Origin of the sequence: Pseudomonas frederiksbergensis, assembly GCF_003732705.1 — a bacterium.
Taxonomy (GTDB): Bacteria; Pseudomonadota; Gammaproteobacteria; order Pseudomonadales; family Pseudomonadaceae; genus Aquipseudomonas; species Aquipseudomonas frederiksbergensis_F.
Genome location: NZ_MOBR01000043.1, coordinates 1 through 21,668 on the forward strand (window position 1 = coordinate 1; position 21,668 = coordinate 21,668).

A 21,668-nucleotide genomic window follows, 5' to 3' on the forward strand; every position below is an offset into this window, starting at 1 on the left:
TCCTACATCATGGTCCAAAAACATTGAGCCACAACAGCCTCGCTCCTACAGGGATTTGGGGTGGAGTCAAGATACTGCAGGGCCGATCCATTTGTTAACGCTGGGCGCTTGCCATTGCTCAAGCGCATCAATCAACGCCGCCGGCTCGGTATCAAAGATCAGCATCTCGCTGTGTTCGGTTTTCATGAAACCTTCCTTCACTGCATGCTCGAGCAGGCTGCGCACCGGGTTGAAAAAACCGCCGATGTTCAGGCAGCCGACGCCTTTGTGGTGTTCGCCGAGCTGAGTCAGTGTGGTGACTTCAAACAGCTCCTCAAAAGTCCCCAGACCACCCGGCAGGGCAATAAAGGCGTCCGCCCATTCACTCATTCGAGTCTTGCGGCTGCGCATGTCGGGCGTGATTTCATGCCGGGTCAATCCGCCATGCAGATGGCCGAGGTCGTGCAAATAGTGGGTGATGACGCCAACCACTTCACCGCCCTCGGCGAGCACGGCATCCGCCACGATCCCCATCAAACCCTTGTCGGTGCCGCCATAAACCAGTTGCAAGCCGCGCCTGCCGATTTCCCTGCCCAGGGCGCGAGCGCCTTCGGCGTAGGCGGGGTTGAAGCCAAAATTGGAGCCGGAGAAAACAGCAATGCTGCGCAGTAGAGAGGGCATCGGAAGCGGTCCGGTTGAGAGCGAGCGCACCATCCTGCGGCCTGTTGGATCAGCGTAACAGCGCCAAGAATCGAGTGTTTGCGTAGGCCATGAATCGCTACAGCAATTCCAGAATGCGTTGGCCGAGGCGTTCGGCGGTGGCCTGGGAATCGATGTTGGCGAACCCGAGCAACAGCGCCGAATCGGTCTGGCCATGAATGCTGAAATCGCTCAAGGCTTCGGCGTAAATGCCTGCCTGCTGAAGGCGCTCGACCAGCGCTCGATCGGATTGTTGATCCGCCAGCCGCAAGATCAAATGCATGCCGCCGGGCTGCGCATCAATGCGAATGCGCTCGCCCAGAACAGCCTTCAACCCGCGCGCAGTCGCCTCCCGACGTTCACCGTAGAGTTTGCGCATCCGCTGGATATGCCGGGCGAAATGGCCTTCGGTGAGAAACGTGGCGACGATGGCCTGGGTCAGTTCCGGGCTACCGCCGAGGAATGTCTGGCCGACGTATTCGAAGCGTTCGACCTGCGCTGGCGGCACCACCAGATACGAGAGGCGGATCCCTGGAAACAGCACCTTGCTGAACGTGCCGGCGTAGAGCACCCGACCGTCGCGATCCAGGCTTTTGAGCGCGGGCAATGGACGACTGACGTAGCGGTACTCGCCGTCATAGTCGTCCTCGACAATCCAGGCTTGCTCCCGGCTGGCCCACGCCAGCAACTCCAACCGGCGCGGCAGCGACAGCGACACACACAGCGGACTTTGATGCGCCGGCGTGACCACCGCCGCACGGGCGCCCATCGAATGATTCACGGCTTGCGTCACCTGCATGCCATCCTGATCGACCGGCACCGGCACCGTTTCAATCTGCAGATGCGCCAGCAATTGTCGGGTCGGTAGATAGCCCGGGTCTTCAACCAGCACGCGGTCACCCGGTTTGAGCAATGCGTAGGCGATCAGCGCCAGGCTGTTGCGGTAACCCGAGGTGATGAACACCTGAGAGGGCGCGCAGGTAATGCCACGGGCGACTTGCAGGTAAGTGGCAATCGCGATGCGCAACGATTCCAGTCCATACACCGACGGGTTGGCCATGTCCGCCACCCGCGTGGCGCGAACGCACCGGGCGCCGATTTGCGCCCAGATTTTTCGTGGAAAGGCGTCCAGCGCCGGCAACGCCATTTGGAACGGCAGGATGGGGGCCTTGTGCCGGATCGAGGTGTTTTCGAGGGTTCGTTCAGTGGCAGAGGAGGGCGCCCGCACATTGATCCCCGGCGCCACCACCGTCCCGGCCTGGCCGCGCGCCTGAATGTAGCCCTCGGCGGTCAGCAATGAATACGCGGTATCGATGGTGCCACGGGCCAGGCCAAGTTCTTTCGCCAGCGCCCGAGCGGCCGGAATCCGTTCGCCCGGTGTGAGCGCGCCATCGGTAATCGCCCCCCGAAATCGCCAATAGATTTGCCGGTAGATCGGTTCATTGGACGTCGGGTCCAGGGGCGAAAATGGTTTGCCAGGAGTAGTCATTGCGCCTCGTGATGTTGGAAGTGCGCGAGCAGCGCCTGATCTGTTCTGGATCGCGCTTCAGCGATAGCGTCCGGGCCGAGAGCGGTGCCTTCAACCGTGAAGAAATTTAGATCATGCAGGCCGATCATGTTTAGCACGGCTTTCAGGTACGGCGTCAAAAAGTCCGGCTGACGCGCGCGCTCCCCGGAAAATCGCCCGCCTGAAGCAATGGCCACAAACACCGGACGATCGCGCAACATCGGTGTTTTCCCTTGGGCACCGACATTAAACGTCCGGCGCACCCGAGCGACGTGATCGATCCACACCTTCAATGCCGAGGGCACGGTGAAGTTGTGCATCGGCGTACTGATGACCAGCACATCCGCGCTTTCCAATTCATTAATCAACGCTTCGGACTGGATAAAAGAACCATCCTGCGCAATGTCTTCAAGCGATTGCTGAGAGATCGCGTAGTTCTCATCCACATGGGCGATACCGCCGGCGCCCAACACCCGGTTTGTTATGACGGCTGTCGGATGGCTTTTCAGTAAGTGGCCCATCACTGATTGAGAGAGACGATAGCTCTCGGACGCTTGCCCGCGCGGGCTGCAACTGACGTGCAGGATGTTCATGGTTTTTGCCCTTTCAGATGATCGATAGAGGCCCCCATGCTACGAACCCCATGACCTAGCCAAAAGATCCATGAATCACCTTTGTGACTGGTCCATGATCACGCGTTCATGGCCCATGACAATAGACAGATCATGGACCTTCAAGGCTAGTCCATGACGCACCAAGATGGAGTCCTCCCAATCAGCCAACAGAGGATTCATCATGACCAATCGCATCGACTACGCCAGCGCTTCGCCCGACGGTTACAAGGCATTCGGCGGCGTCTACGTCACCGTGCAAAAGTCCGGTTTGCCCCACGAACTGATCGATCTGGTGTACCTGCGAGTCTCGCAACTCAACGGCTGCGCTTACTGCATCGATATGCACTCGCGGGACCTGATCAAGCTCGGCGTCAGTGTGGAAAAACTGGTGCTAGTGCCGGTATGGCGCGATGCCGGTGCAGTGTTCAGCACCCGCGAACGCATCGCTCTGGCCTGGGCCGAAACCGTCACGAAAGTGGCCGAAACCGGCGTGCCAGACGCGGACTATCAAGCCACCACTGCCGAGTTCAATGACAAAGAACTGGCTGACCTGACTTACGCCATCGGCTTGATGAACGCGTTTAACCGATTCGGCGTGACGTTCCGCTCGATCCCCGCAGCGGCCAACAAGGCCTGAACCCTTTAAGCGAGCGCCGCGTTGGCGCTCGCTTCACCCACTTAACGGAAGGAACAGTCACCATGGCATGGGTATTACTAGGCCTCGCCGGCATCCTCGAAATCGCCTTCGCCTTCGCAATGAAAGGCTCTGAAGGTTTCACCCGATTGACCCCCGGACTGATCGCCGCCGCTACCGGCGTGTCGAGCGTTTATATCCTTTCCCTGGCACTTCGTTCACTGCCGGTCGGCACGGCTTATGCGGTGTGGACCGGTATCGGCGCGGCGGGCACGGCGATTCTGGGGATGGCGATATTGGGGGATTCCACCACGCCGCTGCGGATTCTTTGCATCGCGCTGATCCTGGGTGGCGTTATCGGGTTGAAGTTGGTGTCGGCGAACTGATCGGGTTCAAATGTTCTGATCATCGATCGGAGTTCCATTCAACCATTCCTGATTCATCGTCTCGGCATCCCCCAAATAATCGAGCAACCAGGCCATGGCCGGTGAGTGCTTGTTTTGATTCCACGCCACGCACGACGGGCTGGCGGCGAAGGGGCGTTGCAGGTTGAGGGCGATCAGTTCGCCTTGCTCGATCAGTGGGATCACCAAGTGCGCCGGCGCCATGCCCACGCACAAACCTTCGCGCAGACAATCCAAAGCCGAGGCCCAGTTCGGCACCACCAGTCGCCGCTGATTATCCAGCGACCAGGTGTCGCGTTTGGGCAGGTGGCGTGAGGTGTCGTTCATGCACAGCGCGGGGTAGGGGCGCAGTTGATCGTCGTCCAATGGCCCGTTCAATGCGGCCAGCGGATGCCCGGCGCTGGCCACGCACAACCAGTTCAACAGGCCCATGTCGCGAAAACTGTAGTGACTGGCCACCGGCACCGCGCTGGTGGCGCCGATCACAATGTCGGTGCGCTCATCGGCGAGGGCGTCCCACACACCGTTAAACACCTCGTAGCCGAGCAGCAATTCGACGTCGGGAAACTGTTTATAAAAATCCAGCACCAATTGCCGGCAGCGTTCCTGTTTGACGATGGCATCCACGGCCACTTTCAACTGACCGCTCCAGCCGTTGGCCACTTGCTGACACAAGCGCCGGGTGTCGAGCATGCTTTTCATCACCCCGCGCGCCTGCTCGATAAACAGCTTGCCCGCCGGTGTCAGCTCGACATCGCGATGCCGCCGTACAAACAACGGCACCGCCAGCCATTGTTCCAATTGGCGCACGGTGTAACTGACCGCCGACGGCACACGGTGCAACTCCTGCGCGGCGGCGCTGAAACTGCCATGCCGGGCCACGGCATCCACCACATCCAGGGAATATTCAGACCACATTCAGTTGCCTTCAAAAATATTGATAGGAGCGTCCAATTATTATCGCTTCACAAGAAAAGCTCACCACCCATAATGGCACGCTGCTAACAAATTATTTGATTTGAAGATTCAGTTAGGGCGTTGATGAAAAACTCGTTTGGCTTCACCTGTTATTTGATTGGGCTGAGCGTGCTCGGCTACCTCGGCATGGACATGTACCTACCGGCGTTCGGCGTTATCGGCGGCGATCTGCACTTGTCCGCCGGAGCGGTCGGCGCGAGCCTGAGCATCTTCCTCGCCGGTTTCGCCGTCGGCCAATTGTTGTGGGGCCCGTTGTCGGACCGCATCGGCCGCAAACCCGTGTTATTGATGGGCTTAAGCCTGTTTGCGCTGGGCTGCCTCGGAATGTTCTGGGTCGAAACCGACGTGCAACTGTGGGCGCTGCGCTTTATCCAGGCCGTCGGCGTGTGTTCGGCAGCGGTCAGTTGGCAAGCGCTGGTGATCGACCGCTACCCGCCAGAGCAAGCCAATCGCCTGTTCGCCGGGATCATCCCGCTCATGTCCCTGTCACCTGCACTCGCGCCACTGCTGGGTGCGCTGCTGCTGAATCACTTAGGCTGGTTGTCGATTTTTGCTGTGCTGCTCGGCGTCAGCGTGCTTTTGCTGGTGCCCACCATGCTGCTCAAAACCACACCGAAACGCCTGACTGCCAACGGCGAACGCTCCCGCATCAGTTTCGGAAAACTCCTCAAATCCCCGGCCTTCAGCGGCAACGTGTTGATCTACGCCGCCTGCTCAGCCGCGTTCTTCGCCTGGCTGACCGCCTCACCGTTCATCCTCGGCGGCATGGGCTACAGCCCCGGCGACATAGGCCTTAGCTACGCATTGCCCACCCTTGGATTCCTCATCGGCGGCTTCAGTTGCCGCAGTTTGCTGCAACGCCTCAGCGGCCAACGCATGCTGCCGTGGCTGATCCTCGCGTATTGCCTGAGCATGGTGGCGCTGTACCTGGTGGCGACATTCACCACGCCGACCCTGACCACGCTGCTGATCCCGTTCTGCCTGATGGGCCTGGTCAACGGCGCCAGTTTCCCGATCATCATTACGAATGCTCTGATGCCATTCCCGGAAAATTCCGGCAAAGCCGCGGCACTGCAGAACGCGTTGCAGCTGGGGGCGTGCTTTGGCGCGAGTTTGTTGGTCTCGACGTGGATTGAGCAGCCGTTGCAGATAGCAGTGGTGGTGATGCTCGGGACGGTGCCGGTGGCGGTGTTGGGGTATTGGATGCAGGGGCGCAAGAGCGCGGAAGTGGAGCGGTTCGGGCGGGTAGAGATAGATCGGTAACCCCGATCTACTTGTTGTCGCGACCCCCGGAGCTGCCGAAGGCTGCGATCTTTTGATCTTTATAGGCCAGCCGTTTATTTCAAAAAGACCTATAAAACTGTCATTTATTACAGTAGCTCCCAATGATTGCCGGACCTAACCTAGGCCGGGAATCACTGCCATAAATCGAATGGAGTTCACTATGGAAACCAAATCAGAAAACCAGGGTTTTCCTGCTCTACCTAAACTGTTCTCAAAAATCATGCTTCTTTCAGCACTGGTCCTCCCATTAGCAAGTCAGGCAGCGGACGACACTTACAACTGTAATTTGGTGGGGGTGCCCGGGACTACGACTCAGACCGTTCAAGCCTCATCCGTTGATGCGGCCAAGAAAAGTTTTAAAAGCCAATTGGAAAATGCGAGACAGAACTACCCTAATGCGACCTTACAGTGTGTGAAACAGTAAATTGCAAAAAAGGGGAGTAATTTATTTAAGGCACGAAAAAGCCCGGCTGATTAGGCCGGGCTTTTTGTTGGGAACCGCTTTAGAGGCATTCATTCATGCGGTGCGGTTTTCGATCAGGCGGTCGGAACCACCTTCAGCGACGCGGCTTTCAATCAAACGATCAGAGCCACCTTCAGCGACGCGTTTTTCGATCAGGCGATCCGAGCCGCCTTCAGCGACGCGGTTTTCGATCAGGCGATCGGAGCCACCTTCAGCGACGCGTTTCTCGATCAGGCGATCGGAGCCACCTTCAGCTACACGGCTTTCAATCAGACGATCCGAGCCGCCTTCAGCGACCATGGTGTGAGAAGAAGCGGCGAAAGCGTTAACTGCAAAAACCGAGAAAGCGATGCTGAGAAGGACTTGGCGTTTCATGATGGTGTGCTCCGGGGGAGTTATTGGTTGGTATGGACGCGATGTTACGCCCCGGATTTTTTAAGAGAACTTCATTGATGTGATGGTGACTATCGACGTCGACAATGGTTGAGCGAAGTACCCCATCCTTGAGTGATGGCCTCTGGCTACGCGTTGCTAGATCAGCCCCGCAGTGGCACCCTCGACGCCCGTCGCACCAAGGAGCAGGTGATCAAGGAATGAGTGGCTACGTCCCCAACCCCCCGAAAAACTATCGATATGACGAGGCCAAGCCTGTCGATATCCACGCCCAGCGTTGGGCGGAATATGAGAAGCACGGTAAAGCGCCGGCGCCTGATAAAGAGAAAATTGGCATTGCGCTGAGGATTGGCGTGTTCTTCGATGGCACCGGCAACAACGCCAATAACACGGCTGCTGGTTTGCTTTGTGGGGCGCAGCATCCGATTGCGGTTGAAGATATTGATGCGAGTTGCAGCCCGTACATGTCTGATCCGGATAGTAGTTATGGCGCAGGTCCTACGAACGTAAAAAAACTCCATGACTTGTATTACTCGACGGTGATGGCCGAAGGCGACGGTCCTACCAAGCTTGCTTCACGTGCTATTTACGTAGAAGGCATAGGCACAGAAGCCAATGAAAAAGACAGTATGGTCGGCTCAGGTATGGGACGCGGAGGTACCGGTGTCGCCGGTCGTGTTCAATATTCATTTACGCTCATTAAACAGCTGCTCAACAACGTACTGCAGGAGAACCCTAACAGCGAAATTACGTCGCTGACTTTTGATACGTTCGGCTTTAGCCGAGGCGCAGCTGCCGCTCGGCATTTTTCGAATGAAGTCGTCACGGGTAAGCAAGGGCCATTGGGGGATCTTCTGCGCAGTAACGCCAAAGACTTCAGTAGAGGCTTTAACGAGCAGTACGGTAATGGGCTGAATATGGGCTTTATTGGGCTATTCGATACAGTGCCCTCCATTGCTGGATTCACCAATTTTGGCAGAGTGAAAAGCCCTATCGCCCCAGGAATAAAGTTGTATCTGGATCGAAGGTATTTCAAGGATGTCATCCATCTGGTCGCACGTGACGAATGCCGTGGAAATTTTGCGCTGAGTCGAGTCAAGCCGGATCATCCGGAAATGACGCTACCTGGTGTCCATTCAGATATCGGTGGCAGTTACCTTGATGACGTACAGGAATGCGTGTTGGTCAGCCCAATGCAAACCCTTGATGTGCCAATCAATACGAATGTCATCTCCACTTCGATCTATCGCGACGCTGCAAAGGTAAAAAGTCAGTGGGTCGCTAAAGGATGGCCATCGCAATTATTGGAAATTGTGACACCTTCAGCCCTTGTAATAGCGAAGGATCAGCAAGACAGGTTCGGTCCTGGAGAAAAGCGCGTTTATGCCGCGCTGCAACTCAAGCGTCCAGTGAGTGGAAAACTCTCAAGGGTTTATCTGAGGGTGATGTATCAACTCGCCAAGGAAAAGGGTGTTCGGTTTGAAGAGATTCCAGACAAGCCTGAATATGTCATTCCGGAAGAACTTCAGGCGCTTAGTGATCGGTTCGTCGCAGGTGACTACAGCACCACACCAGAAGAAGAACAGCTATTGAAACTGAAGTACATTCATACGTCTGCCAACTGGAATCATCCTCTCGGTAAAACGGATGGCAGCGGTATCGAGGCTGTTTACATCAATGCCCCTACGGAGGACGCGATTCGCGTGCAACATCCTCACGTACCTGATCGGACGCTTTGGTAATGAGAATATTCATAGCCCTGTTGGGCGTTTTACTTTTCACTGGCTGTCAGTCCACAGGTCACGTTTTGGGTAAAAGTGACCCGAGATCTAGCTGGTGGGAGCTGACGTTCCTTGAACCGAACTATATGCAAGTTTGGGTTGAAGACAGCTCTGTTCAGGATATCAACGGAAAGGTCTTTTTAAGGGCCGGTAGCGGCACCGCCGCTGGCGGAGAACCAGAAGACGGCAAGGCATCTGCTCGCGGTTGGGTAGGCGTTGGTGGTAGTGGGAAAACAGTGGTTGGAGCTGACCTGCCTAAACGGATCTTTGTTCGATGGCAGTCTATCGCAGAGCAAAAAACCTATCGGGCGTGGGTGGATATTCCCGATGAGGCCCGACAATTGATGGAGTCTTCAACCGCACAGCGTTGCCCGGAAACGCCAGAGAAAGAAGCTCGGTTTATGGCGACTGTTTATCTGGGGTTGGCGCCGGGTGGGGTCATACAGGCGTGGGTTAAAGACTCGTGCTATCGCCCGATCAAAGTGGCTCGTGCTCAAGCGGAGCTTGAACCATTGGGACCCGACCAAGGCAAGAATGATGGCCGCTATGCCTACCCCGTAAGCGAAAAATCCAAACGCTATATCAACCAATACGGCATCCCCTACGGCAGTTGGTAATACACCCCCCCAACCAAATGAAAACGGGTGCCTGCACGGCATCCGTTTTCATTTACTTAGGTATCTGACTGGACGCTTTGGTAATGAGAGCATTAGTCGCCCTGTTGGGCGTTTTACTTTTTACGGGTTGTCAGTCTACGAATTCGCTCTCGGGCAAAAATGACCCTAAGTACCCTTGGTGGGAATTAGTGTTCATCGAACCGGACTACATGAAAGTCTGGGTGGAAGACAGTTCTGTGCAGGACATCAATAACAAAGTCTTTTTCCGCGCCGGTGGCGGCAATGCCGCCGGCGGCGAACCCGAAGATGGCAAAGAGTCTGCTCGCGGTTGGGGGGAGGTTGGGGGAACCGGTATTCCGGTGGCGGGGGCTGGCCTACCCAAACGTATCTTCGTGCGATGGCAATCTTTGGCAGAACCCCAAACCTATCGAGCCTGGGTGGATATTCCTGAGGAGGCGCGGCAGCTAATGGTTTCATCCACCAATCAACGCTGCCCGCAAACGCCTGAGAAAACAGCTCGGTATATGGCCTCTATTTACTTAGGCCTTGCGCCGGGTGGTGTGGTGAAAGTCTGGGTCAGAGACTCATGCAGAGTTGCGATTGAGGTTGCTCGTACCCAGGCCGAAGTAGAGCCGCTAGGCCCGGACCAAGGCAAGAGTGGAGGCCGCTACGCCTATCCGATAAGCGAGAAATCCAAGCGCTATGTTGAGAGATTCGGCATTCCTTATGGCAGTTGGTGAGTGATCGTGTGGTGATCAGTCCACGGTTAACCGGGATACCCGTTTTGCTGGTCGCTATCTTGATGGTTGGCTGTCAGTCAGCAGACTCCCTCTCTCTCAAGAATGCCCCCAAAGCTCCTTGGTGGAGCCTCAGCTTTAACGAGCCGTTCTACATGAAGGTATGGGTGGAAGACAGCGCCGTTGAGGATATCAACGGAAAGGTGTTCCACGGTACTGGCGGTGGCCGAGCTTCTGGTGGTGAGCCTGAGAATGGGACAGAAGCCGCTCGTGGTTGGGGCGAGCATATCGGTGGGAGCATTCGGGGTGTGGTCGGGGCTGATTTGCCCAAGCGCATTTATGTTCGTTGGCAGTCGATCGTCGAACCACAAACTTACCGCGCCTGGATCGATATCCCTGAGCAAGCTCGGCAGATCATGCATGCCTCTGTAAACGAGCGTTGTCCGACCAGGCCAGAAGAACCCGCGAATTACAGGGCGGCCGTTTATGTCGGCTTGGCTCCCGGCGGGATTGTTCAGGTATGGGTTGAGGACAAGTGCCTGAAAACGATCAAGGTCGCTCGTGCTCAGGCCGAAATAGAACCGTTGGGGCCGAGCGAGGGCAAGACTGGCGGGAAGTATGCTTATCCGGTTAGCGAAAAGGCCCAGCGATACATCAAACAGTACGGTGTCCCTTACGGCAGTTGGTGAGTGATTGTCGTGGTGCAGTTGTTTCATCCTTTGTCTGACAGGAGCGAGTTTTGATTCGAGCGATGCTGGCGTTGCTGGGTGCAATTTTGATTTCCGGTTGCCAGTCGGGTGATCCGCTTTCAGCAAAAAATGACCCCAAGTCTCAATGGTGGGAGCTTGCTTTCACCGAGCCCGATTACATGAAAGTGTGGGTGGAGGACAGCTCGGTGCAAGACGTCACGGGCAAAGTCTTTTTCAGAACTGGTGGTGGCAGCGCCGCTGGCGGCGAACCTGAAGATGGTAAAGAGTCCGCCCGCGGCTGGGGGGGAGGCGTTGGTGGTAGCGGTAAAACAGTTGTAGGTGCCGATCTACCCATGCGCATATTTGTCTGTTGGCAATCCATCGTAGAGCAGAAAACCTATCGCGCATGGGTGGATATTCCTGAGCCGGCCCGTCAACTGATGGCGTCATCTACCCAACAGCGTTGCCCGCAAACACCTGAGCGAGAAGCTCGGTTTATGGCGTCGGTCTATCTGGGGCTTGCCCCCGGCGGCGTCGTGCAGGTTTGGATGAGAGACTCATGCAATCATCCCGTCAAAGTTGCCCGAGCCCAAGCGGAGCTTGAACCGCTAGGACCTGACCAAGGCAAGAATGATGGCCGCTATGCCTACCCCGTAAGCGAAAAATCCAAACGCTATATCAACCAATACGGCATCCCCTACGGCAGTTGGTAATACACCCCCCAACCAAATGAAAACGGGTGCGTGCACGGCACCCGTTTTCATTTACTCCGATGCCGACGCCTGCACCTTAGATCGGCGAGTGGTTGGCCTGAGGAGATGTTAGAAATCGTGACTCCGCAGCCAAGCATGCGACCTGCGGCAGACCAAGATAAGCCGGTGTCCAAAAAAGTGCGCGTCCGATAAGTGGCAAGCTATCGGTGGTATACCAATGCACCTACCGAAGATGGGCTTCGGGTTCGCCACCCTCACGTGTCAGATCCTGGCTGGAGAATCTTTTGATGCGTGTTTTAGTTTTGTTTTTGGGAATGTTGTTGGTGATCGCTTGCCAAGCAACGGACTCCCAATCAAAGAGTGAGCTTACGAGAAAGTGGTGGAGCCTCAGTTTTAACGAGCCGAACTACATGAAGGTGTGGGTGGAAGACAGCACCGTTGAAGATATCAACGGCAAGCTGTTTCCCCGAAGGGGCGGAGGAAGGGCCGCAGGTAGCGAACCAGAAGACGGCACCGAATCCGCTCGGGGATGGGGTGAAATAACGGGCGGAGTTCGTGAAGTCGTTGGGGCTGATTTACCCAAGCGCATCTACGTTCGTTGGCAGTCGGTTGTCGAGCCACAAACGTATCGCGTATGGATAGATATTCCCGAAGAAGCCCGGAAAATCATGCGAGAGTCGATGAGTGAATCGTGCCCGACAACACCGGACGAACCTGCCGGAACCGTTTCTTTGGTATATGTGGGCCTTGCACCCGGCGGAATTGCGCAGGTGTGGGTATCGGACAAATGCATGAAAGCAGTCAAGGTTGCACGAGCCCAGGCTGAGATAGAACCTCTAGGGCCACACCTCGGGAAGTCTGGCGGGAACTACTACCCGCAATCTGAGAAATCCAAGCGCTATGTTGAGAGATTCGGCATTCCTTATGGCAGTTGGTGAGTGATCGCGTGGTGATTTGTGCTTGGACGCCGAGACATCATTCTCTGCCTTACTGGAACCAGTTTTGATGCGAGCAATGATCTTTTTATTGGGCGCATTTTTAATCGGGGGCTGTCAGGCGGCCGACCCCCTGTCCGGTAGAAACGACCCAAAAAATCAGTGGTGGAGCCTCAGCTTTGTTGAACCTTCGTATATGAAGGTATGGGTAGAAGACACTGCTGTTGAAGACATTAATGGGAAGGTGTTTCGTCGTACCGGTAGCGGTTCAGCAGCTAGCAGTGAGCCCGAAGGTGACACAGAGTTTGCGCGGGGTTGGAGTAATAACATCAGCAGCAGTATTCGGGGAGTCGTGGGTGCAGACCTGCCTAAACGGATCTACGTTCGATGGCAGTCGGTGGTCGAGTCAAAAACCTATCGCACATGGGTCGATATCCCCGAGGAGGCGCGACAGCTTATGCACGCTTCCGTGAATGAACGTTGCCCGGCAACACCTCAAGAGCCTGCCAATTACATAACGATGGTTTATCTCGGCCTGGCTCCCGGCGGCGTCGTGCAAGTGTGGGTGACAGATAAATGTTTGAAATCGATCAAAGTCGCCCGCGCTCAGGCTGAAATCGAACCGCTAGGGCCACACCTCGGGAAGTCTGGCGGGAACTACTACCCGCAATCCGAGAAATCCAAGCGCTATGTTGAGAGATACGGCGTTCCTTATGGCAGTTGGTGAGTGATTGTCGTGGTGCAGTTGTTTCATTCTTTGTCTGACAGGAGCGAGTTTTGATTCGAGCGATGCTGGCGTTGCTGGGTGCAATTTTGATTTCCGGTTGCCAGTCAGGTGATCCGCTTTCAGCAAAAAATGACCCTAAGTCTCAATGGTGGGAGCTTGCTTTCACCGAGCCGTATTACATGAAAGTCTGGGTTGAGGACAGCGCGGTTGAGGATATCAACGGTAGGCTTTTTCGGCGCACCGGCGGTGGTTCTGCGGCTGGTGGGGAACCAGAAGACGGGACAGAATCCGCCCGAAGTTGGGACAGTGTAGGTAGTTCTGGAAAAATGGTGGTTGGTGCCGATCTACCCAAACGTATCTTCGTGCGCTGGCAGTCGATAGTCGAACCACAGACGTATCGCGTTTGGTTGGACATACCGGAACAAGCCAGGCAGCTAATGAAGGCATCCACCAACACGCGATGCCCGGAGACACCTGAACAAAAAGCTCGGTATATGGCATCTGTCTATCTGGGTCTTGCCCCTGGTGGCGTCGTGCAAGTGTGGGTTAGAGACTCATGCAGTCGCCCTGTAAAAGTAGCTCATGCCCAAGCGGAGGTTGAGCCTTTAGGACCTAGCCAAGGTAAGAGCGGGGGAAGATACGCCTACCCCGTAAGCGAAAAATCCAAACGCTATATCAACCAATACGGCATCCCCTACGGCAGTTGGTAATACACCCCCCCAACCAAATGAAAACGGGCTCCCGCACGACACCCGTTTTCATTTACTCCGCTGCCGACGCCCGCACCTTGGGCCGGAGTCATGGGAGCGGCTTTATTTCAGGCACAAAAAAGCCCGGCTTATCAGGCCGGGCTCTTTGTTGGGAACTGCTTTAAAGGCATTCATTCATGCGGTGCGGTTTTGGATCAGACGGTCGGAACCACCTTCAGCCACGCGATTCTCGATCAGACGATCCGAGCCACCTTTGGCAACGCGTTTTTCCAGCAGACGATCCGAACCACCTTCAGCAACGCGATTCTCGATCAGACGATCCGAACCACCCTCAGCAACGCGTTTTTCCAGCAGACGATCCGAACCACCTTCAGCAACGCGATTCTCGATCAGGCGATCCGAACCACCCTCGGCAACACGTTTTTCCAGCAAACGATCCGAACCACCTTCAGCAACACGATTCTCGATCAACCGATCCGAACCACCCTCAGCCACTCGGCTTTCAATCAGACGATCCGAGCCGCCTTCAGCGACCATTGTGTGAGAAGAAGCGGCGAAAGCGTTAACTGCAAAAACCGAGAAAGCGATGCTGAGAAGGATTTGGCGTTTCATGATGGTGTGCTCCGGGGTGTTTATTGGTTGGTATGGAGCGGATGTTACGCCGGGGATTTTTTATGAGAACTTCATTGACGTGATGGTGACTATCGACAGGAGCAATGGTTGAAAAACAGTGGGCAAATGCCAGGGCAGCCAAGCGCCAAAACATAAGCGGGCGGTGACCGCGACAAAATGACTTAAGATCCTCGAAAGCCGGAATAACCCCTCGACTCAAGGATGCGACATTTATGGAAATCCCCTTCTCTCAAATCAGCGAACGTTTGCACAATCGCCGATTTACCGTAGCAAACAACACCCAAGGGCTCTCCGGTGCAGGCACAGTTTTTCATTACCAGGTCGAAGGAAATGCAATCTCGAGCACTTACCAAGGCGGGCGGATCCGTATAGGTAACCAAGTCGGGCGCGTGACAGGCCCCGATACCATTGAGCTTCTCTTCCAGTGTTTAACGACGGAGGGCGAAATGCTTGCCGGCTGGTCCCGTGGCACGGTTGGCGTTGATCACGCAGGACGTACCACGCTGACCTTCGTATGGGGTTGGTTATCCGGCGCGACGGGAGGCGGGGAGTCCAGCTACGTCGAGCTTGCCCCATAGCGGTTTTCGTTCCGGTTCACAGAGCACAACCTGCTGGCCGGCGCCATCCCCAAGTCGCCATCCATCGCTGCACGCTTAACCTTCCTGAGGCCATTGATCTTCAATTTCAAACCACGACGCCTTCGACGACACACACGTGTGCCGCTGCTTTGGCGCGTGGAACGGCGTATCGAGCGTACCAACCGCAATCGAAATCCAATCCGCGAACTCTCCATTCGAATCCGACCAAAACAACGAAGTGCCACAGTTCGAACAGAACTGCCGCGTGACCCCGGCCGACGACTGAAAACGCTTCAGCGCGTCAACACGGCTCGCGATGGAAACCGCCGACCTGGGAGCGCTGGCATACGTCGCGAACGCGGCGCCATGGGCCTTTCGGCAGATGAGGCAATGGCAGTGAGACACGGCTTTCAACTGCGCCGAAACCTCATAGGTCACGGCACCGCAGAGACAACTTCCTTGATGAAACTCATCCATGTTCATCGGTCACTCGAAAAAGAAGGGGAGAGGCAAGACCCGCCATGCTACGGCATCACAGACACAAAAAACGGGCGCCATCACAGCGCCCGTTTTCATTTACTCCCGAACCTGCGCCCGCAAGCGCCGACCGATCACATCCATCAAATCACAGCCATCGCGCAACGGAATGACCAACAACTTGGAAAAGTCCGCCAACACCACCGTGTCACAACCGATCTCGGCGCGGTAAGCGATGTTCTCCAACACCTGCGTGACCGTGCGAATGCGGTAATCGGCCATGGCTTGCAGGACGTCGAGTGGAGCTTGGGTGTCGATGAGCAGGGAAGCCGGGACCAGGTCGATTCCGGTGATAGGCATGTATCTTTCCATAGGGGTAAAACTCCGATCAAAGCAAAGGTTGACTGCCCCTCAATCGTCGCCAAACGAATGGGTGACAGCTGTACGCAGGTTGGCGAACCGGGATCGGAAAACCGGCAGACCCGAAGGTCTCCCGCGCACAGCTGCCATAAAGACAGCTTTGCGAGCGTGCAACAGCGTCTGCAAGAAAGCACAGAGCTTTTGCACCCGATCAAACAGGTCGCCAAACCTGGTCGCCATTTGGGCGACCGGGCGGACTATAAGCTTGTTGGGGTGAAATGAGCAAGGTGCTGATACGGATATTTGCGTGGACGGTTGCGAGTAGAAGTGCCAAAAATGAGTTGTGGTTTTCTGATTATCCAATCAAGTTTATATAAAATATATTTGATGTGAAAATAAGTGTTTTATTGTTGAAGGCGCTAATAAAGATTCAATTGCCAATTGATGGCCAAGTGGTATCATGCTTGGAATAATCTGGAGAGTGGGAGGTCTTATGGAAACTAAAGAAGAAGTCGAAACTGGAAAAGTAAGTGATGAGCAAAAACTACGGATTTCAGCGCTTTGGGATACCCTGAAAAGATATGATAATTATATTGGAACGGTTAATTTTAAAAGTGGATTGATTACTACGTTAAATGCGGCGGTTTTTGGTGGTGTAGTTCTTAAGTCTGATGTGTTGGTTTTGAAAGATAGCTTGTATCGTGATGCGTTAATCTTGAACGTGGTTGTTATCGCCTTCCTGTCTTTGCTAAGCATATACTGGGTTATAAAAAGTATTTGGCCTAATTTGAAAAGCGCAAGCACGGGGACTAACAGAGATGTGTTAGCGCCCTCTCTGTTTTTCTTTGGCTCAGTGTCGAGTAATTTTAACGCAAAGTCTTATGCTGAAAGTTTCAGAAAGGTAACTGTTGAAGAGATGGAGAAGGATTTGTCTGTCCAAGTTCACGAGGTTGCAGCGATTACCTCTTTGAAATTTAAAACAATATCGACGGCTAGTTTGTTTACGAAGTTGAACGTCTTGGCGTTGTTATCTTTTGGTGTGATTCAATTGTTGCAAAGTGTGGGGTATACATTATGTCGCGCATGAAAGAAGTTTTTGGCTCGTTTGAAATGGAACCACAGATTCTAAAATCTGCCCAGGCGATGGATTCTGCTCGTAGCGTTGGTATGGTTGCTGAGTCAGCGTCTCTTGAGCAAATTAGTAATATAGAAAGTCATGATTATAATATTCAAAGAAAATTACGTGAGTTGTTCGGTAAGTCTGGTTTGAACTCAACCCCTATAGGTGGTCATCCTCACTTTGATCACTTGAAGGATAGCGGTGGGCTAGAAAATGGCTACGCCACGACACTTTTTGTTGACATTCAAGGTTCTACGAGGTTAGGAGTGTTTTATGCTCCGGAATTGGTGTTCTACATAAAAAATCAGATAATTAAATGCGCAATAGAAGCCATTCTTGCATTTGACGGTCATGTTCATAGGATTATGGGTGACGCCGTTTTGGCGTTCTTTAGAAGTGATGGAAATAATCCGCGTAATAGTGCCATAGATGCAATAAATTGTGGTTCTGTACTCGTGCAGTTTATCCGAGAGGAAGTAGTTCCAAAGCTTAGATTGAATGGGTTGGAAGAGGATGTTGGTATTCGTGTTGGAATTGATTATGGGGCGGAGAAAACTGTGCTTTGGGGCATGTATGGATATACGGGAGTGTCGGAAGTAACTGCCACGTCCTTTCATGTTGATATCGCAGCCAAGCTCCAACAAAGCGCACCGCGTAACCGTGTGATGCTTGGCGAGTCCCTCGTGAATTTGCTTGATCTACATGACCAAGTTGTTGAGGTTAAACGCGGTAAAAAAGGAGAGGATACAATAGATCATAAATTTGTGAGACCTAATTACACAGATAGCAATGGGCAGCCAATGAACTATAGGCAGTATGTGATCTCACAGGATAAATATTTTGGACTGCTACCGAGCCCTGCAGATGACAGTTTGCCTATACGAATTGAAAGTACACTAAAAAATAAAGCTGGTATTCAGTCTGATGATAAATATCACCGTTGCTCTCGGTCTATTAAGCAGGATCATGGTGTTGATTTTAAGGCCTTATTTTATACCGTGGGTAATCCCCAAAATGTCGAAGTGAAATTTCGTGTGGAAAATCATGGGACTCAAGCTTCTGAAGAATCTGATAATGGTAATCATGAAACAGTGGTTGCGGCTCGACAGAGAGTAGACGGAAGTTATTTTGCCAATCGGTGGGAGGGGACCTCTTATATCGGCTTGCATTATATGTTTGTTTCAGTTCTTGAGGATGGAGTTGTTAGGATTCCAGAGCAATGTTATGGAGTGTTTGTTGGGTGATATTTGGACCGAAGGTGGTGGGTTTTTTGGTCGAAAATTCTCCACCACCTTTACTTCTAAATCCAATAACCTATGTGCTAAGAAGACTGGCTCGTAGGCAGCAGGAAACTGTCTATTCCTTTTCACGAACCTACCTTAAGTAAATAGCTTGATTATGCAATTGGATGTTTTCTAGCCCATTGAGCTACCGCACGTTCGACATTATCTAACTGTCCGTCGATACCTCTTATCCAATGTTTGTACTCATCACTAGGTAAGCAGGATGCCCCATAAATAAACGCTCGGCGAACCCAAGGGGTCATTTCTTGTAAATTTTGTTTTCTGCTTCGAAACCAAAAATCTTTTTTACTACGCCCCATTGCTAGAAGAATCTCGCGGCGTGAAAATTCATCAATGGAATCATTGTATAAATTGACATATTGATTGTCACAGTTCCATTCTCCATCTAATGCAAATGGCCTAAGCATATACATTCGTGAGTATTCTAGGTGGGAAGCTGTTGATGCGTCGCTGCGATATAAGTCAATAAGTTTTAACCCGAGTTTGGCTTTCTGATCAGCTGGGAGATTGTCTAGATGCAATAAGTACTCCATGCATTTTCTAATGACGGGTACAAATTTATCGAAATTGTCAAAAATCAAATTTGTTGCATACGTATCGCCAAGCTGCGCTAGTCGACGTAGTAAGAATTTAATGAGGGAAAGATCAGGCTCATCCTCTTCGATTTGTTCTTCTAGAATGCCTTCTAGATTTAGATGGTCGACTGCTGCTTTGTGTTCTATCGATAAAGCATCATAATCTATTTCTCCATAAACATCCTCTACGCCAATTTCATCTAATAATTCGTAAAATCTCTCCGATAGTGTTTCAAGCTCCCTTTTTTCATTTTCTCTAAGATACTTTTGGCGGAAAATTTCTATCGGAACTATTTTTGTTTTATTTTGCTGAAGAGTTAGTCCGTGATTTTCAAGAAGTCCGCGTGCAATTATGGTTAAGTATTTATAAGCTTCTGCTTCCGATTTACAGAAAAATCTAAAGTCATCCGAATAGCGAATATAGCGAGCGCCTTCAGACAATAGAAGCTGATCAATATCCGATATTGTTATTTCGGCTATTAGACGCGAAGCGGCGGAGCCCACTGGGATTCCGTAGGAGTACGCTCCTGCCCAATGCCCTATGAGCATCTTAATTGCCTCCGCGTGCATGTGCCCTATACTTAGAGCACTGTCCAGCGCATTGTCGATTCGGTGCGTATAGAGTCTGGGAAAGAAGTCTGCTATGTCGGCGATTACGATATGAGTTGGTTGGTAACCTTCGCAGATTGTCCTAGATGCTTGTTGAAAAGTTCTGTATGTGGAACTTTCGGAGTACATTCTTCCATCTGCGTCGGGTTTAAATCGATAGGAATGGACAGTCGCGTCTGTTACTGGAATTCGATACGCTTCAAGTTTTTCGCCGATTTCATAAGTTAGCGCGGTTAGTACTAAGAAGTCTAAAGGATCGAGTTGTGTTGAGATTCTAAATCCGAATCTATGTTTTGGTACAAGGCATCTGCGATATGGCCGAACTTTCCATTCAAGAATGTTTATATTTTGGATTGATGCCTTTACGTTGTTCCAGTCGCTGGAGATTGCTTTGAATTCAAATAAGTCGGGAAATATGTCAGTGTCACTCCACGTAAGTGCGTGTTTAAGCGCCCAGTCTAATGCTGCGTCTGAAAGAATTAATGGCATGTTAGTCCTTTTATCTTTGTTTATAGAACTTCAAAAAACACTTCGTTTCTTTGACGTGCATTAAAAAACTAACGTCCCTAAGTCCACGATTCTATGTGCCACTATCAAAGTAGTCGCAAATCGCCATGCCAGCCTCTAAATAACCAAGAAATCTCAAATCCCGCTTTTTCCAATGCGATCCCATTTCCCCATGACGTAGACTCCACCCACCTCGATCACTGTCACCCCGAGCCCTACGCATGCAAACCCCCAGCCCCGCTATACCCCTCTGGAAAACCTACCTCCTTTTCCTAGCCCCCATGGTCCTCTCCAATTTCCTCCAATCCATGTCGGGCACCATCAACAGCATCTACATCGGCCAAATGCTCGGCACCCAAGCCTTGGCAGCCGTCTCCGGCATGTTCCCAATCGTCTTTTTCTTCATCGCCCTGGTCATCGGCCTCGGCGCGGGCGCGGGTGTGCTCATCGGCCAAGCCTGGGGCGCTCGGGAAACCCATCTGGTAAAAACCATCGCCGCTACAACCCTGTTGTTGGGCGCGATGATCGGGTTGGTGGCGGCGGTGTTGGGCAGTGTGTTCGCCAGGCCGGCGTTGCAGGGTTTGGGGACGCCGGCCGATGTGTTGGACGACGCCGTGGCCTACGCCCACGTGATGATGTGGATCATGCCGTCGCTTCTGGTCTATGTGTTGTTCACGCAGTTGCTGCGCGGGGTCAGCGATACGGTGTCGCCGTTGGTGGCGTTGGTGGTGTCGACGTGTATTGGTCTGGCGCTGACGCCCGCCTTGATAAAAGGCTGGTTGGGTTTTGCGCCGATGGGGATTCAGAGTGCGGCGTTTGCGGGGTTGGCGGGGAATTTGTCGGCGATGGGGTGGTTGGCGTGGCGGTTGATTCGTAAGGGGCATCCGTTGGCGCCGGATCGGGAGATGTTTGCGGCGATGCGGTTGGATTTGGCGATTTTGGGCAAGGTGTTGCGCATCGGGTTGCCGACTGGGTTGCAGATGGTGGTGTTGTCGGCGTCGGAGTTGGTGATTCTGGCGTTGGTGAATCAGCACGGTTCCCAGGCGACGGCGGCGTATGGGGCGGTGACGCAGATTGTGAATTACGTGCAGTTTCCGGCGTTGTCGATTGCGATTACCGCGTCGATTCTTGGGGCGCAGGCGATTGGGGCGGGGCGGTTGGAGCGGATTACGCCGATTTTGCGCACGGGGATTTTGATTAATGTGTGTTTGACCGGTGGGTTGGTGTTGTTGGGGTATTTGTTGTCGCACTGGTTGTTGGGGTTGTTCCTGACGGAGGACTCCACTCGGGCGATGGCTGAGCATCTGCTGCACATCATGTTGTGGAGTTTGTTGGTGTTTGGCTTCCAGGCGATTATCGGCGGGATCATGCGGGCCAGTGGCACGGTGTTGGTGCCGATGGTGATTTCGATTGTTTGCGTGCTGGGGGTGCAGTTGCCGGTGGCGTATCTGCTGGATGCGGAGTACGGATTGCAGGGTGTTTGGATGGCGTTTCCGGTGGCGTATCTGGGGATGCTGGCGTTGCAGACGGCGTATTACAAGTTTGTTTGGCGGCATCAGAAGATTGAGCGGTTGGTGTGAGGGCGATCATTTTGTTTGGATGCTAGGCTTGATATCACCGCAGGAACGGCTCGCCCCGGTC

At 53.3% G+C, this 21,668-nt stretch carries 25 protein-coding genes; 16 read left to right on the plus strand and 9 right to left on the minus strand.

Annotated features, from left to right (window positions below; genetic code table 11):
- Positions 1–66: 66 nt before the first annotated feature.
- The 3 genes from BK667_RS30105 to BK667_RS30115 form a co-directional block, all read right to left on the minus strand.
- Entirely contained in the window at positions 67–660 is a 594-nt protein-coding gene (locus tag BK667_RS30105; RefSeq protein WP_123599753.1) for an LOG family protein, read from the minus strand.
- Positions 661–757: 97 nt separating this feature from the next.
- Positions 758–2,167, minus strand: a complete 1,410-nt coding sequence (pdxR, locus tag BK667_RS30110) for a MocR-like pyridoxine biosynthesis transcription factor PdxR (RefSeq protein WP_123599754.1) — start codon at positions 2,165–2,167, stop codon at positions 758–760.
- Complete coding sequence (locus tag BK667_RS30115) at positions 2,164–2,778, minus strand: FMN-dependent NADH-azoreductase (protein WP_123599755.1); 615 nt, start codon at positions 2,776–2,778, stop codon at positions 2,164–2,166. The genes pdxR and BK667_RS30115 overlap by 4 nt, the downstream gene beginning before the upstream one ends.
- A 202-nt stretch (positions 2,779–2,980) precedes the next feature.
- Here BK667_RS30115 and BK667_RS30120 point away from each other — a divergent pair, with 202 nt between their 5' ends.
- Both BK667_RS30120 and BK667_RS30125 read left to right on the plus strand, forming a co-directional pair.
- The gene (locus tag BK667_RS30120) at positions 2,981–3,436 is read left to right on the plus strand and encodes a carboxymuconolactone decarboxylase family protein (protein ID WP_123599756.1); all 456 of its coding nucleotides are present in this window, start codon (positions 2,981–2,983) and stop codon (positions 3,434–3,436) included.
- Between the two features lie 62 nt (positions 3,437–3,498).
- Complete coding sequence (locus BK667_RS30125; protein WP_123511764.1) at positions 3,499–3,819, plus strand: DMT family transporter; 321 nt, start codon at positions 3,499–3,501, stop codon at positions 3,817–3,819.
- 6 nt (positions 3,820–3,825) lie between these two features.
- Here BK667_RS30125 and punR read toward each other — a convergent pair whose 3' ends face one another.
- Entirely contained in the window at positions 3,826–4,755 is a 930-nt protein-coding gene (punR, locus tag BK667_RS30130) for a DNA-binding transcriptional activator PunR (RefSeq protein ID WP_123599757.1), read from the minus strand.
- 123 nt (positions 4,756–4,878) lie between these two features.
- Here punR and punC point away from each other — a divergent pair, with 123 nt between their 5' ends.
- On the plus strand, positions 4,879–6,078 hold the full coding sequence (gene punC, locus BK667_RS30135; protein WP_123599758.1) for a purine nucleoside transporter PunC: 1,200 nt from the start codon (positions 4,879–4,881) through the stop codon (positions 6,076–6,078).
- Positions 6,079–6,259: 181 nt separating this feature from the next.
- Positions 6,260–6,523, plus strand: a complete 264-nt coding sequence (locus tag BK667_RS30140) for a hypothetical protein (RefSeq protein WP_123599759.1) — start codon at positions 6,260–6,262, stop codon at positions 6,521–6,523.
- A gap of 93 nt (positions 6,524–6,616) precedes the next feature.
- On the opposite strand, the gene BK667_RS30145 is transcribed toward BK667_RS30140, so the two are convergent.
- Positions 6,617–6,937 (minus strand): hypothetical protein, encoded by a 321-nt coding sequence (locus tag BK667_RS30145; protein ID WP_123599760.1) that lies wholly within the window; start codon positions 6,935–6,937, stop codon positions 6,617–6,619.
- Between the two features lie 218 nt (positions 6,938–7,155).
- Between BK667_RS30145 and BK667_RS30150 the strand changes: the two genes are divergently transcribed.
- From BK667_RS30150 to BK667_RS30185, 8 genes are all read left to right on the plus strand, one after another.
- Complete coding sequence (locus tag BK667_RS30150) at positions 7,156–8,697, plus strand: T6SS phospholipase effector Tle1-like catalytic domain-containing protein (RefSeq protein ID WP_123511774.1); 1,542 nt, start codon at positions 7,156–7,158, stop codon at positions 8,695–8,697.
- On the plus strand, positions 8,697–9,353 hold the full coding sequence (locus BK667_RS30155) for a DUF2931 family protein (RefSeq protein ID WP_123599761.1): 657 nt from the start codon (positions 8,697–8,699) through the stop codon (positions 9,351–9,353). Before BK667_RS30150 ends, BK667_RS30155 begins: the two co-directional genes overlap by 1 nt.
- An 83-nt stretch (positions 9,354–9,436) precedes the next feature.
- The gene (locus BK667_RS30160) at positions 9,437–10,093 is read left to right on the plus strand and encodes a DUF2931 family protein (RefSeq protein WP_123599762.1); all 657 of its coding nucleotides are present in this window, start codon (positions 9,437–9,439) and stop codon (positions 10,091–10,093) included.
- Between the two features lie 62 nt (positions 10,094–10,155).
- Positions 10,156–10,779: a DUF2931 family protein gene (locus tag BK667_RS30165; RefSeq protein WP_123599912.1), complete on the plus strand. Its 624-nt coding sequence runs from the start codon at positions 10,156–10,158 to the stop codon at positions 10,777–10,779.
- A gap of 62 nt (positions 10,780–10,841) precedes the next feature.
- Positions 10,842–11,492, plus strand: a complete 651-nt coding sequence (locus tag BK667_RS30170) for a DUF2931 family protein (protein WP_375539192.1) — start codon at positions 10,842–10,844, stop codon at positions 11,490–11,492.
- A gap of 287 nt (positions 11,493–11,779) precedes the next feature.
- The gene (locus BK667_RS30175; protein ID WP_123599763.1) at positions 11,780–12,430 is read left to right on the plus strand and encodes a DUF2931 family protein; all 651 of its coding nucleotides are present in this window, start codon (positions 11,780–11,782) and stop codon (positions 12,428–12,430) included.
- A gap of 67 nt (positions 12,431–12,497) precedes the next feature.
- Positions 12,498–13,154, plus strand: a complete 657-nt coding sequence (locus tag BK667_RS30180) for a DUF2931 family protein (protein ID WP_123599764.1) — start codon at positions 12,498–12,500, stop codon at positions 13,152–13,154.
- Positions 13,155–13,216: 62 nt separating this feature from the next.
- Entirely contained in the window at positions 13,217–13,864 is a 648-nt protein-coding gene (locus BK667_RS30185; RefSeq protein WP_375539193.1) for a DUF2931 family protein, read from the plus strand.
- Between the two features lie 174 nt (positions 13,865–14,038).
- On the opposite strand, the gene BK667_RS30190 is transcribed toward BK667_RS30185, so the two are convergent.
- Positions 14,039–14,476, minus strand: coding sequence for a phage infection protein (locus BK667_RS30190; RefSeq protein WP_123599765.1), 438 nt, complete (start codon positions 14,474–14,476; stop codon positions 14,039–14,041).
- Between the two features lie 233 nt (positions 14,477–14,709).
- Between BK667_RS30190 and BK667_RS30195 the strand changes: the two genes are divergently transcribed.
- A complete protein-coding gene (locus tag BK667_RS30195) occupies positions 14,710–15,075 on the plus strand; it encodes an avidin-fold protein (RefSeq protein ID WP_123599766.1) in 366 nt (121 codons plus the stop codon).
- Between the two features lie 75 nt (positions 15,076–15,150).
- On the opposite strand, the gene BK667_RS30200 is transcribed toward BK667_RS30195, so the two are convergent.
- Together BK667_RS30200 and BK667_RS30205 are read right to left on the minus strand one after the other, a co-directional pair.
- Positions 15,151–15,552: a GFA family protein gene (locus tag BK667_RS30200; RefSeq protein WP_123599915.1), complete on the minus strand. Its 402-nt coding sequence runs from the start codon at positions 15,550–15,552 to the stop codon at positions 15,151–15,153.
- A gap of 99 nt (positions 15,553–15,651) precedes the next feature.
- Positions 15,652–15,924, minus strand: a complete 273-nt coding sequence (locus tag BK667_RS30205) for a hypothetical protein (protein ID WP_123511786.1) — start codon at positions 15,922–15,924, stop codon at positions 15,652–15,654.
- A 481-nt stretch (positions 15,925–16,405) separates the two neighbouring features.
- On the opposite strand from BK667_RS30205, the gene BK667_RS30210 reads away from it, so the two are divergent.
- Together BK667_RS30210 and BK667_RS30215 are read left to right on the plus strand one after the other, a co-directional pair.
- Positions 16,406–16,999, plus strand: coding sequence for a Pycsar system effector family protein (locus BK667_RS30210; RefSeq protein WP_123599767.1), 594 nt, complete (start codon positions 16,406–16,408; stop codon positions 16,997–16,999).
- Positions 16,987–18,276: a nucleotide-binding domain-containing protein gene (locus BK667_RS30215; protein WP_259698264.1), complete on the plus strand. Its 1,290-nt coding sequence runs from the start codon at positions 16,987–16,989 to the stop codon at positions 18,274–18,276. The genes BK667_RS30210 and BK667_RS30215 overlap by 13 nt, the downstream gene beginning before the upstream one ends.
- A gap of 152 nt (positions 18,277–18,428) precedes the next feature.
- On the opposite strand, the gene BK667_RS30220 is transcribed toward BK667_RS30215, so the two are convergent.
- Positions 18,429–20,009 (minus strand): RNA-directed DNA polymerase, encoded by a 1,581-nt coding sequence (locus BK667_RS30220; protein WP_123599768.1) that lies wholly within the window; start codon positions 20,007–20,009, stop codon positions 18,429–18,431.
- A gap of 239 nt (positions 20,010–20,248) precedes the next feature.
- Between BK667_RS30220 and BK667_RS30225 the strand changes: the two genes are divergently transcribed.
- Positions 20,249–21,607 carry an MATE family efflux transporter gene (locus BK667_RS30225; protein WP_123599769.1) on the plus strand — a complete coding sequence of 453 codons (1,359 nt, stop codon included), beginning with the start codon at positions 20,249–20,251 and terminating at the stop codon, positions 21,605–21,607.
- Positions 21,608–21,668 lie beyond the last annotated feature (61 nt).

What these genes read in the sequence shown, in the direction of transcription:
- BK667_RS30105 (WP_123599753.1), bottom strand. Translation starts at nt 660, where the DNA reads ATGCCCTCTCTACTGCGCAGCATTGCTGTTTTCTCCGGCTCCAATTTT.
- pdxR (WP_123599754.1), bottom strand. Translation starts at nt 2,167, where the DNA reads ATGACTACTCCTGGCAAACCATTTTCGCCCCTGGACCCGACGTCCAAT.
- BK667_RS30115 (WP_123599755.1), bottom strand. Translation starts at nt 2,778, where the DNA reads ATGAACATCCTGCACGTCAGTTGCAGCCCGCGCGGGCAAGCGTCCGAG.
- BK667_RS30120 (WP_123599756.1), top strand. Translation starts at nt 2,981, where the DNA reads ATGACCAATCGCATCGACTACGCCAGCGCTTCGCCCGACGGTTACAAG.
- BK667_RS30125 (WP_123511764.1), top strand. Translation starts at nt 3,499, where the DNA reads ATGGCATGGGTATTACTAGGCCTCGCCGGCATCCTCGAAATCGCCTTC.
- punR (WP_123599757.1), bottom strand. Translation starts at nt 4,755, where the DNA reads ATGTGGTCTGAATATTCCCTGGATGTGGTGGATGCCGTGGCCCGGCAT.
- punC (WP_123599758.1), top strand. Translation starts at nt 4,879, where the DNA reads ATGAAAAACTCGTTTGGCTTCACCTGTTATTTGATTGGGCTGAGCGTG.
- BK667_RS30140 (WP_123599759.1), top strand. Translation starts at nt 6,260, where the DNA reads ATGGAAACCAAATCAGAAAACCAGGGTTTTCCTGCTCTACCTAAACTG.
- BK667_RS30145 (WP_123599760.1), bottom strand. Translation starts at nt 6,937, where the DNA reads ATGAAACGCCAAGTCCTTCTCAGCATCGCTTTCTCGGTTTTTGCAGTT.
- BK667_RS30150 (WP_123511774.1), top strand. Translation starts at nt 7,156, where the DNA reads ATGAGTGGCTACGTCCCCAACCCCCCGAAAAACTATCGATATGACGAG.
- BK667_RS30155 (WP_123599761.1), top strand. Translation starts at nt 8,697, where the DNA reads ATGAGAATATTCATAGCCCTGTTGGGCGTTTTACTTTTCACTGGCTGT.
- BK667_RS30160 (WP_123599762.1), top strand. Translation starts at nt 9,437, where the DNA reads ATGAGAGCATTAGTCGCCCTGTTGGGCGTTTTACTTTTTACGGGTTGT.
- BK667_RS30165 (WP_123599912.1), top strand. Translation starts at nt 10,156, where the DNA reads ATGGTTGGCTGTCAGTCAGCAGACTCCCTCTCTCTCAAGAATGCCCCC.
- BK667_RS30170 (WP_375539192.1), top strand. Translation starts at nt 10,842, where the DNA reads ATGCTGGCGTTGCTGGGTGCAATTTTGATTTCCGGTTGCCAGTCGGGT.
- BK667_RS30175 (WP_123599763.1), top strand. Translation starts at nt 11,780, where the DNA reads ATGCGTGTTTTAGTTTTGTTTTTGGGAATGTTGTTGGTGATCGCTTGC.
- BK667_RS30180 (WP_123599764.1), top strand. Translation starts at nt 12,498, where the DNA reads ATGCGAGCAATGATCTTTTTATTGGGCGCATTTTTAATCGGGGGCTGT.
- BK667_RS30185 (WP_375539193.1), top strand. Translation starts at nt 13,217, where the DNA reads ATGCTGGCGTTGCTGGGTGCAATTTTGATTTCCGGTTGCCAGTCAGGT.
- BK667_RS30190 (WP_123599765.1), bottom strand. Translation starts at nt 14,476, where the DNA reads ATGAAACGCCAAATCCTTCTCAGCATCGCTTTCTCGGTTTTTGCAGTT.
- BK667_RS30195 (WP_123599766.1), top strand. Translation starts at nt 14,710, where the DNA reads ATGGAAATCCCCTTCTCTCAAATCAGCGAACGTTTGCACAATCGCCGA.
- BK667_RS30200 (WP_123599915.1), bottom strand. Translation starts at nt 15,552, where the DNA reads ATGGATGAGTTTCATCAAGGAAGTTGTCTCTGCGGTGCCGTGACCTAT.
- BK667_RS30205 (WP_123511786.1), bottom strand. Translation starts at nt 15,924, where the DNA reads ATGGAAAGATACATGCCTATCACCGGAATCGACCTGGTCCCGGCTTCC.
- BK667_RS30210 (WP_123599767.1), top strand. Translation starts at nt 16,406, where the DNA reads ATGGAAACTAAAGAAGAAGTCGAAACTGGAAAAGTAAGTGATGAGCAA.
- BK667_RS30215 (WP_259698264.1), top strand. Translation starts at nt 16,987, where the DNA reads ATGTCGCGCATGAAAGAAGTTTTTGGCTCGTTTGAAATGGAACCACAG.
- BK667_RS30220 (WP_123599768.1), bottom strand. Translation starts at nt 20,009, where the DNA reads ATGCCATTAATTCTTTCAGACGCAGCATTAGACTGGGCGCTTAAACAC.
- BK667_RS30225 (WP_123599769.1), top strand. Translation starts at nt 20,249, where the DNA reads ATGCAAACCCCCAGCCCCGCTATACCCCTCTGGAAAACCTACCTCCTT.